This window comes from Chromobacterium sphagni, assembly GCF_001855555.1.
In the GTDB taxonomy this organism is placed as follows: Bacteria; Pseudomonadota; Gammaproteobacteria; order Burkholderiales; family Chromobacteriaceae; genus Chromobacterium; species Chromobacterium sphagni.
Map to the genome: position 1 here is coordinate 21976 of NZ_MKCT01000083.1, position 14919 is coordinate 36894.

Below are 14919 nucleotides of genomic sequence, written 5' to 3' on the forward strand. Positions count from 1 at the left end.
TGTGATAATTAAGGCTTTATTTTGCAAAATATATATCGAATTGGCGAGTGATCAGTCTGATCCGCTCGCCTTGCGCCATGGTGCAAGGAGGCCCGGCCGTGAAGCTGAAAACCGTGATTCCCGTCTTGTTGTTGAGTTTGGCGCCATTGGCGCAAGCCGCCGGCAAGACGCCAGGCAGCTATACCCATTATCGTTTTCCGGCCGGAGTAAAAGCGCTGGACGCGGTTGATTTCACGATCACCGTCAACCACGATCCCGGTGACTCCGCCAACGTCTACTGGGCCAACCAGTTCGATCTGGTGGGCACTTCCGGCGCCTATGCCGGCATGCAGAGCAATGGCGGCCGCCAGCGCACTTTCCTGTTTTCCGCCTGGGACACCACCGATGCCAGACCAGGCTCGCCCGGCAGTTATTGCACCAGCTTCTCCGGAGAGGGCGAGGGACGCAGCTGCCGCATTCATGTCGACTGGACGCATGGCCACGCTTATCAGTTTCATGTCGCTTACGAGGGCGGCGGCTGGCTGGGGGTGACCGTCAACGATCTGACCAGCAAGACCTCGTTCAAGTTGGGCAGCATCAAAACGGCCTCCAAGCGGATTTCGCCGAACAATATGGTGAACTGGACCGAGTATTTCGAGTGGAACAACAGCCGCTCCACCTGTCTGGGCCAGCCATACAGCCAAGCGACTTTCGCGGCGCCGGCCGGCATTGTGGGCGGCAAGCCGCAACAGGCGGTTATCAACGGCAGCGAAACCAGCAAAGCCTGCCTGGGATTTTCTAATGTGACTGTCTCGGCGCGCGCCAGCGTGCAAGAAAACGGCATAGGCAACAGCGCGCGCGGCGCTCTAGCCAACCGCGGCTTGTGCCTGGAAGCCAGCAATGGCTTGCAAGACGGCTCGACGCCGCTGACTTCCGTCTGCAACGGCAGCGCCTTCCAATCATGGGTGTGGGCGCGCGACCAGTCGCTGCAGTTGCAGAATAACTACTGCCTGGAAGAGAACGGCAGCGGAGTCGAGGTTCGCACCTGCAGCGGCGCCTCCGGCTGGAATTTGGGCGGCGGCCAAATCCGCAGCCAGCAGTCGGGCCTGTGTCTGAGCGCGAATCGCCCCGGGCAGCGGCCCAGCCTGCTGCAATGCAGCGACGCGGCCAGCCAGGCCTGGTCGCAGCCGCCGCTTGGACCGGTATCGCCGCTTGCGGGGGGTAAGCGATAAGGGGGCGGCTGGCACGGTCCATGTGCCGTGCGGCTGTTGTTGGTTTTAAGATGCAAAAAACGGCGCATGGCGCGCCATTTTTCATTCTGCTCGGATTTTGACCGGACAACCCTTCCGTGAACAGGGTTGAGGGTATAATGGCCGCATTGTTTATGACGAAGCCATTTTAATTCCCATGCCCTATCCGACACAGACGATTGCCGGGATCGCTTCCTGCGACCTGCTGTGCTGCCCGCCGTCGCTGAGTTTGCGCGAGGCGGCCAGCCGCATGATGGCGGCGGGATGCAGTTCCATCCTGGTGCAAAATGACGATGGTTCGATCTGCGGCATCTGGACTGAGGCCGACGCGCTGTGGGCCTTGCCGGGGGCACTGGATCCACTGCAGCCGGTAGGCGCTGCGCTGGGCGCGCCGCCGGCCAGCCTGCCGCACGACATGCCGCTGGCGGAAGCGGTGGAGATTTTCCGCCGCCGCCAGCTGCGCCATGCGCTGGTGTCGCGGAATGGACAGCCGCTGGGCATGCTGACCCTGACCGACATCGTCCGCAATCAGGGGGTGGAGTCCTTCCTGATCGTCAAGCGCGTCAGCAGTTTGCCCGGCCCGCAGGCCGTTATCCTGCCGGTGGCGGCAAGTCCGGTCGAGGCGTTGCAATTGATGCGCGAGCAGGGGCTCACCGCGCTGGTGTTTGCCCTGCCGCAGGGCGGCTACGGCATTCTCACCCAGCGCGACGCGCTGCGCTGGCTGGCCGACGACAGCATGCCGGCCACGCTGGATGCAGGTTGCCGCCAGCCGTTGATCGGGGTGCCGGCACAAGCCAGCCTGCTGCAGGCGCGGCAGCTGATCCAGCAGCACAATATCCGCCACCTTGGCGTGTTCGGCGACGATGGCCGTTTGCTCCGGCTGCTCGGTTTCGACGACATCGTGCGGGGCATCGAGCATGAATACCAGCATGAGTTGGGCCAGGCGCTGCGTCAGCGCGACGAGGCCTTGCAGCAGTCGCGCCACAGCCTGCTGCTGGCGGACAAGGTGTTCGAATCGACGATGGAAGGCATCGTCATCACCGACCGCAATGGCTTGATCCAGTCGGTGAACCCTGCTTTTTCCCGCATCACCGGCTACAGCCGCGAGGAAGCGCTGGGGCAGACGCCGGCAATGCTCAAATCCGGCAAGCAGCCGCCGGAGTTCTACCAGCAATTGTGGCGCGGCCTGTTGCGCGACGGCCGCTGGCAGGGCGAGGTGGTGAACCGCCGCAAGGGCGGCCTGCTGTATACCGAGCACCTGAGCATCACCGCGATACGGGACGCCGATGGCGAATGCCTGCATTACGTGGCGGTGTTCTCCGACATCACCCAGCGCAAGCAGGCTGAGGAAAGGCTGCATTTCCTCGCCAATCACGACGCGCTCACCAGCCTGCCCAACCGCACGCTGTTCCTGGAGAAGCTGCAGGGCGCGGTGGAGCGGGCGGCGGCCAAAGGTCATGGCCTAGCGTTGTTGTTCATCGATCTGGACCGCTTCAAGCTGGTCAACGACACGCTGGGCCACTACGCCGGCGACCAGCTGCTGGTTCGCATCGCCGGCCAGTTGCAGGCGCAACTGCAGCCCGCCGAAACGGTGGCGCGGCTGTCCGGCGACGAATTCACCGTGCTGCTGGAGGGCGTCGACGGGGTGGCGCAGGTGGCCGGCCGGGCGCAGGCCATTCTGGACGCCATTACCGAATTGTCCGGCGCGGCCGGCCAGCAGATGTTCGTTTCCGCCAGCATGGGCATCAGCCTGTTTCCCGATGACGGCCGCGAGGCCGATACCCTGCTGGTGCACGCCGACACCGCGATGTACCGCGCCAAGGAAAGCGGCAAGAACGGCTTTCAGTTCTATACCGCCGACATGAACGCCCGCGCGCTGGAAAGGCTGAAGCTGGAGTACAGCCTGCACCGCGCGCTGGCCCAGCAGGAACTGGAGTTGTGGTATCAGCCCAAGGTGGCGCTGGACAGCCGGCGCATCGTCGGCGCCGAGGCGCTGCTGCGCTGGCGCCATCCCGAGCTGGGCCTGGTGGCGCCGGACCGCTTCATTCCCATCGCGGAAGAAAGCGCCTTGATTGTGCAGATGGGAGCCTGGGTGCTGGAAACCGCCTGCGCCGACATCCGCCGCTGGCGCGATGCAGGGCTGGCGCCCGGCCGGGTGGCGGTGAACGTGTCCGGCCGCCAGCTCAAGTATGGCGATTTCGTGCGGCAATTGGAGCGGGTGCTGGCGGAGCACGGCCTGGACAGCGCGGCGCTGGAGCTGGAAATCACCGAGAGCGTGGCGATGGAGGAGGGCGGCGGCATGGTGGAGACGCTGCGCCGGCTGCAGCAGCTGGGCATTTACCTGTCCATCGATGACTTCGGCACCGGCTATTCGTCCTTGTCCTACCTGAAGCGGCTGCCGGTGCGCGGCCTGAAGATAGACCGTTCCTTCATCGCCGACCTGCACTGCGACAGCGACGACGCCGCCATCACCCGGGCCATCGTGTCGATTGCCCGCAGCCTCGGGCTGGACATTGTGGCCGAAGGGGTGGAGCGGGAGTCGCAGCGCCGCTTCCTGCTGGAGCAGGGCTGCGATTGCGCGCAGGGCTACCTGTTCCACAAGCCGCTGCCGAAGGCGGAGTTTGAAGCTTTGCTGGCGGCGCAAGGATGCAGGGAAGCGGAGGCATTGCCGGCGCAATGAAAAAACCGGCATCGCGGGATGCCGGTTTGTCTTGGACCAGGCCTGGGCTCAGCCGCCGATCTTGGCCTTGCCGCCCATGTACGGGCGCAGCGCGGCCGGGATGGAGACGCTGCCGTCGGCGTTCTGGTAGTTTTCCAGCACCGCCACCAGGGTGCGGCCCACCGCCAGGCCGGAGCCGTTCAGGGTGTGCACCAGCTGGTTCTTGCCGTTTTCGTCCTTGTAGCGGGCCTTCATGCGGCGCGCCTGGAAGTCGCCCATATTGGAGCAGGAGCTGATTTCGCGGTAGGTGTTCTGCGCCGGCAGCCACACTTCCAGGTCGTAGGTCTTGGCCGAGCCGAAACCCATGTCGCCGCTGCACAGCGTCACCACGCGGTATGGCAGCTCCAGCGCCTTCAGGATGTTCTCGGCGTGGCCCACCATTTCTTCCAGCGCGGCGTACGAATGCTCCGGCTTCTCGATGCGCACCATCTCCACCTTGTCGAACTGGTGCTGGCGGATCATGCCGCGGGTGTCGCGGCCGTAGCTGCCGGCTTCGGAACGGAAGCAGGGCGAATGCGCGGTCAGCTTCAGCGGCAGCTCTTCCGCCTTCAGGATGGTGTCGGCTACGGTGTTGGTCAGCGTCACTTCCGAGGTGGAGATCAGGTATTGCGGCGCCGCCGATTCGTCGCCGCCGCGGGTCACCTTGAACATGTCTTCGGCGAACTTGGGCAGCTGGCCGGTGCCCAGCAAGGCGCTGTCGTTGACGATGTAGGGGGTGTAGTGCTCGACGTAGCCGTGATCGCCGGTGTGGGTGTTCAGCATGAATTGCGCCAGCGCGCGGTGCAGGCGGGCGATGTCGCCCTTCAGCACGGTGAAGCGGGCGCCGGACAGCTTGGCGCCGGTGTCGAAGTCCAGGCCCAGCGGGGAGCCGATGTCGACGTGGTCTTTCACTTCGAAGTCGAACTGGCGCGGCACGCCGACGCGGCGAACTTCCACGTTCTGGCTTTCGTCCTTGCCGGCCGGCACCGATTCGTGCGGCAGGTTGGGGATGGTCATCAGCCAGCCGTCCAGCTGCTTCTGCACGGTCTCGAAGGCCTGTTCTGCCGCTTTCAGCTCGTCGCCTAGGGTGGCCACCTCCGCCATGATCGCGGAGACATCCTCGCCCTTGCCCTTGGCCACGCCGATCTGCTTGGAAGACGCGTTGCGCTTGGCCTGCAGTTCCTGCATGCGGGATTGCAGGGACTTGCGTTCGGATTCCAGCTGGTTGAAAGCCACGGTGTCCAGGGTGTAGCCGCGCGCTGCCAGGCGGGCGGCGACGGCGTCGATGTCGTTGCGAAGCAGAGTAATGTCGAGCATGGTTATTCCTGTTTTTTACTTGTCGGGATCTTGCTGGGCGTCAGCATCCAGCTGACGCAAAAAAGCCAGTTTATCCTGAATCTTGCTTTCCAGTCCGCGCGGCACCGGGCGATACCATTCGATGTCTTCCAGGCCTTCCGGGAGATAGGTTTCTCCAGCGGCGTAGCCGTGGGGTTCATCGTGCGCGTAGCGGTAAGCGTGCCCGTAGCCCAGTTCCTTCATCAGCCGGGTGGGGGCATTGCGCAAGTGTACCGGCACCGGGCGCGATTTGTCCTGTTTGACGAAGGCGCGGGCCTCATTATACGCCTTGTATCCGGCATTGCTCTTGGCGGCCACGGCCAGATAGATCACCGCCTGTCCCAGCGCAAGCTCGCCCTCGGGGCTGCCCAGGCGCTCGTAGGTGGCGGCGGCGTCGTTGGCGATCTGCATCGCGCGCGGATCGGCCAGGCCGATATCCTCCCAGGCCATGCGCACGATGCGGCGCGACAGGTAGCGTGGGTCGGCGCCGCCGTCCAGCATGCGGGTGAGCCAGTATAGCGCCGCGTCCGGGTTGGAGCCGCGCACCGATTTGTGCAGCGCGGAGATCTGGTCGTAGAAAGCGTCGCCGCCCTTGTCGAAGCGGCGCGCGTTCAGCGTCAGCACTTCTTCCAGGAAGACGGCGTCTATCTTTTCCACCTTGCGCGCCAGCGCCGCGGTGCGGGTCTGCTCCAGCAGGTTGAGGAAGCGGCGAGCGTCGCCGTCGGCGTAGCCGGTGAGGGTGGCCACCGCCGGAGCGTCGAACTCCAGGCCATCCAGCGCGTGTTCGGCCTGCGCGCGCGCCAGCAATTGCTTCAGCTCGTCTTCGGTCAGGCTGTTCAGCACATAGACCTGGGCGCGCGACAGCAGCGCCGAGTTCACTTCGAACGACGGGTTCTCGGTGGTGGCGCCGATGAAGGTGACCAGTCCGGATTCGACGAAGGGCAGAAAGGCGTCCTGCTGGCTCTTGTTGAAGCGGTGAACCTCGTCGACGAACAGTATGGTGTGACGGCCGTCGCGCTGCAGCACCGCGTGCGCGCGCTCCACCGCCTCGCGGATGTCCTTCACTCCGGCGAAGACGGCGGAAAGGGGGATGAACTCGGCGTCGAAGCTGGCAGCCAGGATGCGCGCCAGCGTGGTCTTGCCCACGCCCGGCGGCCCCCACAATATCATCGAGTGCGGCTTGCCGGCTTCCACCGCCAGGCTCAGCGGCTTGCCGGGGCCTATCAGGTGCTGCTGGCCGATGACGTCGGCCAGCCGAGCCGGGCGCAGCGCTTCGGCGAGCGGCTTGTTGGGTTCGGTGGCGAAGAGGTCGGGCATGGCGTTAATCTGGCGGGACGGGGCAGGGCAAACAGTATACCAGCTGGCGGCGGGCATGAAAAAAGCGCCCTGGTAGGGCGCTTTTTCGCACTGCTGGAAACAGAAGGGGCTTAGGCGCGCTTCTTGAATTCGTTGGTGCGGGTGTCGATTTCGATCTTTTCGCCGGTGGTGACGAAGGCCGGAACTTGTACTTCGAAGGTGGTGCCTACCAGGCGGGCCGGCTTCAGTACCTTGCCCGAGGTGTCGCCGCGCACGGCCGGCTCGGTGTATTCCACTTCGCGGATCACGGTGGTCGGCAGTTCCACGGAGATGGCCTTGCCATCGTAGAAGGTTACCTGGCAAACGTCGTCCATGCCGTCAACGATGTAGTTGAGGGTGTCGCCCAGGTTGTCGGCTTCCACTTCGTACTGGTTGAACTCGGCGTCCATGAACACGTACATCGGGTCGGCGAAGTAGGAGTAGGTGCAGTCCTTGCGGTCCAGCACCACTACGTCGAACTTGTCGTCCGCGCGGTATACGGTTTCGCTGCCGGTGCCGGTCAGCAGGTTTTTCATCTTCATCTTGACGACGGAGGCGTTGCGGCCGGATTTGCTGAATTCAGCTTTTTGCACGACCATCGGGTCGTTACCGACCATGAATACGTTGCCAGCGCGCAGTTCTTGTGCGGTTTTCATGCTTGTCTAATCCCAAACTCTTGATGGAAGCCGGGAAAGATTCCCGACAAAACGCGGTATTCTAGCCGATATCGCCGATAAAGTGCAGCAGTCTAGCGACCAGATCGCCTGGTTGCAGCAGCGCCTGTTGCCAGTTTGATGCATGTCGGCGCCAGGCCGGCAGCCAGGGCGCGGCGTCCCTCCAGGCTGCGGCGATGTCGCCATGCCGGTTCCAGCACAGATTGAGCGCGCGCGCCGCGGCGGCCGCTTCGGGCGGCAGATCCCGGCAGTACAGGTCCAGGAAAGCCCGCAGTTTGGCGAGATGGGCCTGGTCGTCCTGCGGGTAGATGTGCCACGCCATCGGCCGCGCCGCCCATTGCGCGCGCACCAGGCTGTCCTCGCCGCGCACGAAGTTGAAATCGCAGCCCCACAGCAGGCGGTCGTAGTCGTCCTGGCCGCTCAAGGGCAGGATGTGGACGGCCAGTCGGCCCAGGCGGGCATGGTGGCCGGCCACGAGCGTCCGGCCAAATACCTTCTCCACATCGGCCAGCACCTTGCCGGCCGGCACCAGGCAGCGCACGGCCTGCGGGCCATCGGCCCAGGCTTGCAGCAGCGCGGCCGCGCTCGGGTTTTCATAGGCGAACAGGCTGACGCGCAGTTCGCCCTCGGCCGGCGGCGGCAGGCCGCGGCTGCGCCAGTAGGCCAGCTGCTGCGTCTCGTCCGCCTGCCACGCCTGGCGCGCGGCGATCAGGCCGTCTTCGCAGATCAGCCCGCCGCTATGTTCGTCAAAGCCGGGGAAGAAGAAATGCTTGGTCAGCGGCAGCCTGGGGTGGGGCGAGGGCAGCAGGTGGCAGCCGCGTGTCCAATCCTCAGCCGACAGGTACTCCAGGTTGATCCATGCCGGTTGCGCCGGCAGGGCGGCCATCGCGGCTTCAAAGCTGTCCGGCAGCCGGCAGCCGAAGGCCTCCACCACCGCCTCGCCAGGAATCGCGTCGGCGGGGAAGTCCTGCTGCGGCCAGTGGCGGATGTCTATGCCGGCCAGCCGCTGCCGCTCCAGGGACGGGTCCAGCCCCGGCGCGATGCGCGCGAAGCTGGAAAGATCGTCCACCCATAGCCGCACTTCCAGGCCGTGGTCGCGCGCCAGCCGGCGCGCCAGGCGCCAGGCGACGCCGATGTCGCCGTAGTTGTCGATGACGGTACAGAAGATATCCCAGCTGCGAGGTGGCATGAGGCAAGATGATAGTTGGCAAACGCCGGCAGCTTACCATGGAAGCGGCGCGCTGCGAGCTTTGGCCGGCGGGCCTTATAATCCAGCCATGCCGCGTCTATTCGCCCTGTTTTTGATCGCCCTGAGCCTGCCCGCCCGCGCCGACGTCGCCGCGCTGCAGGCCTCGCTGCGCGAGGCCCACCCCCAGGCCGAGACGGCGGTGGCCGCCTTGCAGCAGCTGGACGCCGCGCTGCTGCGGCCCGATTCGCTGTACCCGGCGCTGGACCAGTTTCCGCTGTCCGAACTGCAGGCCTTGTACCGCCAGCGCGGCCAGTGCCGCCAGCCCTGGCCGGCGCTGCCGGCCGAGCTGCTGCGTTTCGAGCGCGCGCTGTGCGGCGGCCAGGCGCTGCCGACCCGCTGGTTCGCCTCCCACCTGATCCATCCGCTGGGCGGCAGCTATGCCTGGCACTATCTGCAGCGCCATCCCGAAGCCGCATCCACGCTGCAGCCTTACCTGCACCTGCGCGAGCGGCCGGCGGCCTTCGCCGGCATCGGCCGATTGGGCGACGACAATCTGGCCGCGCTGCTGTCCGGCGAGCGCTGGCTGCTGGACGGCGGCGCGCTGTGGTGGCGCGACGGCGCATTCTGGCGGCGCTACGGAGCAGGGCAGTGGCGGCCGCTGGCGGAGGCGGCCGGACTGGAGCTGAGTCCGCTGGCTGACGGCGACGCTTGCCCGCAGCCGCTGGGGCGGGTATGCGCGCGGCCGCTGCCGCCATCGCCGTGGTGGTGGCGGACGCTGGCGGGCTTTTCGCTGCTGGCTGCGGCGGGGGTGCTGGCATATGGCTGGCGGCAGCGCCGCCGCCTGGAGCGCGAGCGGCGCTTCGTGCTGCAGATGCTTACCCATGAGCTGCGCACCCCGATCGCCGGACTGGGCAATGTGGTGGAGGAGTTCCGCGCCGGCTTCGACCGGCTGCCGGAGGATGCCCGGCAGGGCTTCGGCCGCCTGGCCGACGGCGTGCTGAGGCTGCGTCAGCTGGCAGATGCCAGCCGCCACTTCCTGGCGGCGGACAGCCGGCTGGAAGCGCCGCAGCCGCTGCCCTTGGCCGAGTGGCTGGACAGCGTCGCGGAACGCCATGGCGCGACGTACTGTCTGGATCAGGATAGAAATCTGAATCTGCCCGCTTATTGGCTGGGGCTGTGTCTGGACAATCTGCTGCGCAACGCGCGCCAGCACGGCCGGCCGCCGGTGCGGGTGACGGCTGTCTGGCGCTCCCGCCGCTTGCGGCTGGCGGTCAGCGACGGCGGCGCGCTGCCGCGCTACCGTTTGTCGCTGTTGCGGCGCGAACTGGGACTGGGGGCCGGCATGGGGCTGGGGCTGGCCATCGTGCGGCGGGTGATGAAACGCCTGGGCGGCCGGCTGGCGCTGGAAGGGCCGCCGACGACATTCGTGCTGGAGTTGCCGTGTGACGATATTGCTGATTGAAGACGATGCCGAGCTGGGCGCTGGCCTGCGCCAATTCTTGCTGCAGCAGGGTTATGCCTGCGTGTGGTTGCGGAATGGCGGCGAAGTGGCCGCCCATTGGCGGCAGGCCGAGCTGGCGATACTGGACCGCCAGCTGCCGGACGGCGACGCGCTGCGCCTGCTGCCGCAATGGCTGGCATTGAAGGCGCTGCCGGTGATCGTGCTGACCGCCAGGGTGGAGCTGCAGGACCGGGTGGCCGGCCTGGAGGCGGGCGCGCGCGACTACCTGACCAAGCCCTTCGCCCATGTGGAGTTGCTGGCGCGGGTGCGCGCCCAGTTGCGGCCGCTGGGCGAGGGGCAGCTGGCCTGCGGCGGCCTGCAGTTGTGGCCGGCGCGGCAGGCGGTGGCTTGGCGCGGAGGCGAAGTGGCGCTCACCCGCACCGAATTCGACCTGCTGGCTATGCTGGCGCGCATGCCCGGCCGGGTGTTCACCCGCGATGAGCTGCTGAACCAGGTGTGGGGCTACCAGCATTTTCCGTCCACCCGCACCGTCGACACCCATGTGCTGCAGCTCAGGCAGAAACTGCCGGACATACAGATAGAAACGGTGCGCGGCGTCGGCTACCGGCTGCGCGAGGGCGAGGCGTGAGGCCGGCCTGGTGGCTGGCGCTGGGCTGGGCGGCCCGGGCGGCGGCCGCGCCTGTGCTGCCGGCCACGCCGCTGGAGCCGGCCTATCACGCGCTTTTTTCCGGCGACCGCGCAGGCGCCTGGCGCCAGCTGGACGCGCTGGGGGCCGGGCTTTCCAGTGCCGCTCAGCGCCAGGCCTGGTTGCAGCTTCAGCGCGAGCTGGTATCCGGCCAGTGCGGCCGCGACATGCCGCTGGCGCCGCCGCCGTGGCTGGAAGAGCTGGAGCTGGACCTGATCCAGCGCGATATCCCGCTCAGCCGCATCTATAGCGTACGGCTGAGCGGCGCCAGCCCCCGGCGCGACCTGCAGTGGTCGCTGCGGCTGCCGGATGGCCGCGTGCTGCTGGCCGGCAATGCGGCGCGCTACCAGGGCCGGCGCTTCGAGCTGGATAGCGATGAGCAGGCCGCCGCGCTGCCGCCCGGCGTGTACCGGCTGACCGTTCAAAGCGGCGGCCAGGCGTGGCGGCAGGACCTGTCGCTGCCGGGCGCGGCCGCGCTGGATTGGCTGCGGCGCGATGGCGGCCGGCTGGAGCCGCGCCCGCCGGCGCAGCCGTCCGCCTGCCCTCGGCCCTGGCTGGAGCAGGCGCTGCTGTCGCAGCCGGATTTCGAGCTGAAATGGTGGCGGCGGCGCGAGCTGGGCCAGCCGTTGAGCTGGCCGGCCGGCAAAGACGGCCAGCCGCTATGGGCCAGCGTGTCCCTATTGCGCGCCGAGTTCCGCGGCGCCGTCGCCGTCCGCCAGGTCCACCGCCTGGCCGCGCCATGGCGGCAGTTCTGACATTATCCTGACAATTACCTTTTCCTTTTGCGCTGCAATGCGGTTTTACCGAGATGAACGGATTGCGGGAGAAGGAATGAAGCATTTTATTAAAGCATTGCCGCTGGCCGCGGCGCTGGGCCTGCCTCAATTGGCCTGGGCCGGGCTGGTGTTGCAGAACCCGGACTGGAAAGTGGAGCTGGAGCCGGCCACATTGGCGCTGCGAGTCACGGCGGCGAGTGAGCCGGCGCGGCAGTTGTCCGATGGCGTGGCTGGACGCGAGGTGTCCGCCTTGCGGCAGGATGGCCAGTCCGCCGACTGGCAATGGGACGGCGGCCGCTACCGTTGGCAGGCCAGGCTGCGGGGGCGCGAACTGATGCTGACGCTGCGCGCCGCCGCGCCCGGCCGGGTGGAGTTGCTGCGCCAGCCCGCCGCCGCCATGGGGCGCGGCCTGCTGCTGCCGCTGGCCGAAGGCAGCTACATCCCGACCGGCGACAAGCGGTGGCAAAGCTTCCTGCCCGCCTTCGCCGGCGACGGCTTGAATACCAGCGAAAACCTCAGCCTGCCGCTATGGGGCATGGACTATGGCCGCCACAGCCTGCACTGGCTGCTGCTGGAGCCGTTCAACAACCGGCTGTCCTTCCGCGCCGACGGCCAGGGCATGGCGCTGGGCCTGAGCCACGACTTCAACGCGCTCAACCAGCAGCGGCCGATGACGCTGCTGTTGCGGCTGGCCGACGACAATCCGCTGGCAGGCGCGCAGCGCTACAAGCAATGGCTGGTGTCGGAAGGCCGCTACCGGACGCTGGCCGACAAGATCAAGGCGCAGCCCGGCACCGCCAAGCTGATAGGCGCCAGCCACATCTATCTATGGGGCAATAATCTGCTGGACGCGTCCGACGTGCGCGACTGGCCCGCCTTCCTCAAGCTGCTGCAAGGGCCGGATCCGCTGGCGGCCAGGCTGCGCGCGCGTTTCGACGCCGAAGCCGGACAGGCGCTGCGCCAAGCCGGAGCCAAACCTGACCGCTACCAGCGAAGGGTGTTGATCGAAGCCGTCAACCAGGCATTGACCGGCGAGGCCCGCGCCGGATGGCTGGGCAAGCAGCCGGATTGGGCGCGGATGGCGCAGCCGTATCTGCAACTGCACGCCCAGGTGGCCGCCCTGTTCGGCCCCGCGCTGACGCCGGATCAAAGCCGCTGGGGCGGCGGCCTGTCTCGCAAAACCATGGACGCGCTGCAGGCTGCCGGCCTCAAGCGGCTGTGGCTGGGCGTGGACAACTGGGAAGGAGGCCTGTGGCAGCCGCGGGCGGTGGCGGAGGGCGTCAAGGCCGGCTATTTGATGGCCGCCTACGATTCCTATGAAACCACGTTGCCTCCGGGCGAGCGGGTGGACTGGCTCACCGCCCAGCTGGGCGAGGCCGTTTACCGCCAGTGCGGCATCACGCTGGCCAACGGCAAGAAAAAAACCGGCTTCCAGCAGTCCGGCTATTACACCAATCCCGACTGCGTGCGCGACACCCTCAAGCAACGCACGCACGCGCTGCTGCCGGCCACCGGTTTCAACAGCTGGTTCCTGGACGCCTACGCCACCGGCATGACTTTCGACGACTACGCCCCGGGCCGCCGCACCGGCGAAGCGAAGATGGCGGAAGGCTATGAGCAGTCCATGCAATGGGTGGCGGACAATTACAAACTTCCGGTGGGTTCGGAGAACGGCAACGCCGCCACCAGCCTCGGCATCGCCTTCGCCCACGGCATGCAGGCGCCGGCGCTGAGCTGGGTGGATCCAGATCTGCAGAAGCACCCGCAGTCGCCGTATTACCTGGGCCGCTGGTACCCGGCCGACCAGCCGGAAACCTTCTTCAAGCAAGTGCCGCTGAAACAGCCCTACCGCGATCTTTACTACGGCGCGGGCTACCGGTTGCCGTTGTACCAGGCGGTGTTCCACGGTTCGGTGATCACTACCAACCACTGGCTGTACGACAACCTGAAATTCTCCAACGCCTACGCCGACAACCTGCTGGCGCAATGGCTGTACAACGTGCCGCCGCTGTTCCACCTGTCCGCCGCCAGCCTCAAGGCCAGGTTGCCGCAGCTGCAATGCGCCGACCAGGCCTTCAGCCCCATCCACCGGCAACTGGCCACCCTGGCGCTTACCGGCTTCGCCTGGCTGAATGCCGAGCGCACGGTGCAGCAAACCCGCTTCGCCGACGGCAGCCGCCTCACCGCCAATTTCGGTTCGACGGCGGCGGGCGATGGCGGCCAGGCGCTGCCGCCGCAAAGCCTGCGGGTGGAATTGGCCGGCCAGCCGTCCAGGCTGCTGCGGGTGGCGGATTGCGCCGGCACATAAGCTGCGGCGATAATGCCGATGTCGTTTTGCGGCCGTGGGGGGCATGCTCCCCGCGGCCGGCGGCTGGCTGGCGTGATGTGATTTGGATGGCGGTTTTTGAGTCGGGAAAATCGGTGGAATTCCGGGTGTGGTTTTTATCTTTAAAAATCAGCAGCTTGAGAATGGTGTGTTCCCCACGTGCGTGGGGATGAACCGCCGCCTTGACGGTCACGATATTGGCGGCGGCTGTGTTCCCCACGTGCGTGGGGATGAACCAACACCCATGTATCGCGATAGAAGTTCATGCCCGTGTTCCCCACGTGCGTGGGGATGAACCGCGGCATGATCACGCCCACGAGTGGTCCAGGCTGTGTTCCCCACGTGCGTGGGGATGAACCGATCGACGGCATCAGCATTTCGGCGAGTGGTGCGTGTTCCCCACGTGCGTGGGGATGAACCGCTCTGCGGTTGGACTTCGCGCTTGATTGTGTAGTGTTCCCCACGTGCGTGGGGATGAACCGCAGTCCACCGACTCGGCGGGTTCCGAGACTCCGTGTTCCCCACGTGCGTGGGGATGAACCGTTAGCGATGCGTGAAAGGACTGACATGCCCCGGTGTTCCCCACGTGCGTGGGGATGAACCTCACCAGCGACGACAAGGCAACAGCGCGAAGAAGTGTTCCCCACGTGCGTGGGGATGAACCGGCCAGGAGGGAAGCCAGACCAATCGGCATTGGGTGTTCCCCACGTGCGTGGGGATGAACCGACAGATTCGAAATCGAAGAGAAGCTGATCAAGGTGTTCCCCACGTGCGTGGGGATGAACCGCGCACGAACGGCAAGTTCTGCCGCGGCTATGAGTGTTCCCCACGTGCGTGGGGATGAACCGTTTACGCACATGCACAAAGCATAGGCGTTTGGGTGTTCCCCACGTGCGTGGGGATGAACCGGCGAAGGGCTGGGCCGTGTACCTGCTCACCCTGTGTTCCCCACGTGCGTGGGGATGAACCGGCGTGATGTCCGGCGGCTGGTTCTTCGACGAGGTGTTCCCCACGTGCGTGGGGATGAACCGTCCTGGCCCTTCGCGTGGGTGGCCGAGGACTGGTGTTCCCCACGTGCGTGGGGATGAACCGCCTTTCAGCTTCGTCGCCTCGTCGCAAACCACGTGTTCCCCACGTGCGTGGGGATGAACCGGCCCAGCTGTACAGCTCCCCGTCTATCATCGTGTGTTCCCCACGTGCGTGGGGATGA

Annotated in this window: 10 protein-coding genes and 1 CRISPR repeat array (1 of these 11 only partly in view); of the genes, 6 read left to right on the forward strand and 4 right to left on the reverse strand. The window is 66.3% G+C overall.

The genetic code is table 11. The features are described from left to right. Positions 1-98: 98 nt before the first annotated feature. Positions 99-1211: a DUF3472 domain-containing protein gene (locus BI344_RS21205; protein ID WP_158021098.1), complete on the forward strand. Its 1113-nt coding sequence runs from the start codon at positions 99-101 to the stop codon at positions 1209-1211. 175 nt (positions 1212-1386) lie between these two features. Continuing rightward, entirely contained in the window at positions 1387-3909 is a 2523-nt protein-coding gene (locus BI344_RS21210; protein ID WP_071114784.1) for an EAL domain-containing protein, read from the forward strand. A 48-nt stretch (positions 3910-3957) separates the two neighbouring features. Here the strand turns inward: BI344_RS21210 and serS are convergent, their stop codons facing one another. The 4 genes from serS to earP all read right to left on the reverse strand — a co-directional run bounded on the left by serS (position 3958) and on the right by earP (position 8460). Further along, positions 3958-5244, reverse strand: coding sequence for a serine--tRNA ligase (serS, locus tag BI344_RS21215; protein ID WP_071114785.1), 1287 nt, complete (start codon positions 5242-5244; stop codon positions 3958-3960). A gap of 15 nt (positions 5245-5259) precedes the next feature. Beyond that, the gene (locus BI344_RS21220) at positions 5260-6579 is read right to left on the reverse strand and encodes a replication-associated recombination protein A (RefSeq protein WP_071114786.1); all 1320 of its coding nucleotides are present in this window, start codon (positions 6577-6579) and stop codon (positions 5260-5262) included. Positions 6580-6689: 110 nt separating this feature from the next. Further along, positions 6690-7253 (reverse strand): elongation factor P, encoded by a 564-nt coding sequence (efp, locus tag BI344_RS21225; RefSeq protein ID WP_071114787.1) that lies wholly within the window; start codon positions 7251-7253, stop codon positions 6690-6692. A gap of 61 nt (positions 7254-7314) precedes the next feature. Beyond that, entirely contained in the window at positions 7315-8460 is a 1146-nt protein-coding gene (earP, locus tag BI344_RS21230) for an elongation factor P maturation arginine rhamnosyltransferase EarP (protein ID WP_071114788.1), read from the reverse strand. 88 nt (positions 8461-8548) lie between these two features. Here earP and BI344_RS21235 point away from each other — a divergent pair, with 88 nt between their 5' ends. The 4 genes from BI344_RS21235 to BI344_RS21250 all read left to right on the forward strand — a co-directional run bounded on the left by BI344_RS21235 (position 8549) and on the right by BI344_RS21250 (position 13691). Beyond that, on the forward strand, positions 8549-9922 hold the full coding sequence (locus tag BI344_RS21235; protein ID WP_071114789.1) for an ATP-binding protein: 1374 nt from the start codon (positions 8549-8551) through the stop codon (positions 9920-9922). Beyond that, on the forward strand, positions 9903-10550 hold the full coding sequence (locus BI344_RS21240; protein WP_071114790.1) for a response regulator transcription factor: 648 nt from the start codon (positions 9903-9905) through the stop codon (positions 10548-10550). The genes BI344_RS21235 and BI344_RS21240 overlap by 20 nt, the downstream gene beginning before the upstream one ends. Then, the gene (locus BI344_RS21245) at positions 10547-11362 is read left to right on the forward strand and encodes a DUF2861 family protein (protein ID WP_083370325.1); all 816 of its coding nucleotides are present in this window, start codon (positions 10547-10549) and stop codon (positions 11360-11362) included. Before BI344_RS21240 ends, BI344_RS21245 begins: the two co-directional genes overlap by 4 nt. 76 nt (positions 11363-11438) lie before the next feature. Next, the gene (locus BI344_RS21250; protein WP_071114791.1) at positions 11439-13691 is read left to right on the forward strand and encodes a glycoside hydrolase; all 2253 of its coding nucleotides are present in this window, start codon (positions 11439-11441) and stop codon (positions 13689-13691) included. Between the two features lie 166 nt (positions 13692-13857). After that, positions 13858-14919: direct repeats of the CRISPR family, unit length 29 nt; unit sequence GTGTTCCCCACGTGCGTGGGGATGAACCG (it continues 614 nt past the right edge of the window).

Bases quoted from the DNA above. Each gene is read 5' to 3' on its own strand.
- earP (WP_071114788.1), bottom strand. From the start codon at position 8,460: ATGCCACCTCGCAGCTGGGATATCTTCTGTACCGTCATCGACAACTAC.
- BI344_RS21210 (WP_071114784.1), top strand. From the start codon at position 1,387: ATGCCCTATCCGACACAGACGATTGCCGGGATCGCTTCCTGCGACCTG.
- BI344_RS21220 (WP_071114786.1), bottom strand. From the start codon at position 6,579: ATGCCCGACCTCTTCGCCACCGAACCCAACAAGCCGCTCGCCGAAGCG.
- BI344_RS21235 (WP_071114789.1), top strand. From the start codon at position 8,549: ATGCCGCGTCTATTCGCCCTGTTTTTGATCGCCCTGAGCCTGCCCGCC.
- efp (WP_071114787.1), bottom strand. From the start codon at position 7,253: ATGAAAACCGCACAAGAACTGCGCGCTGGCAACGTATTCATGGTCGGT.
- BI344_RS21250 (WP_071114791.1), top strand. From the start codon at position 11,439: ATGAAGCATTTTATTAAAGCATTGCCGCTGGCCGCGGCGCTGGGCCTG.
- serS (WP_071114785.1), bottom strand. From the start codon at position 5,244: ATGCTCGACATTACTCTGCTTCGCAACGACATCGACGCCGTCGCCGCC.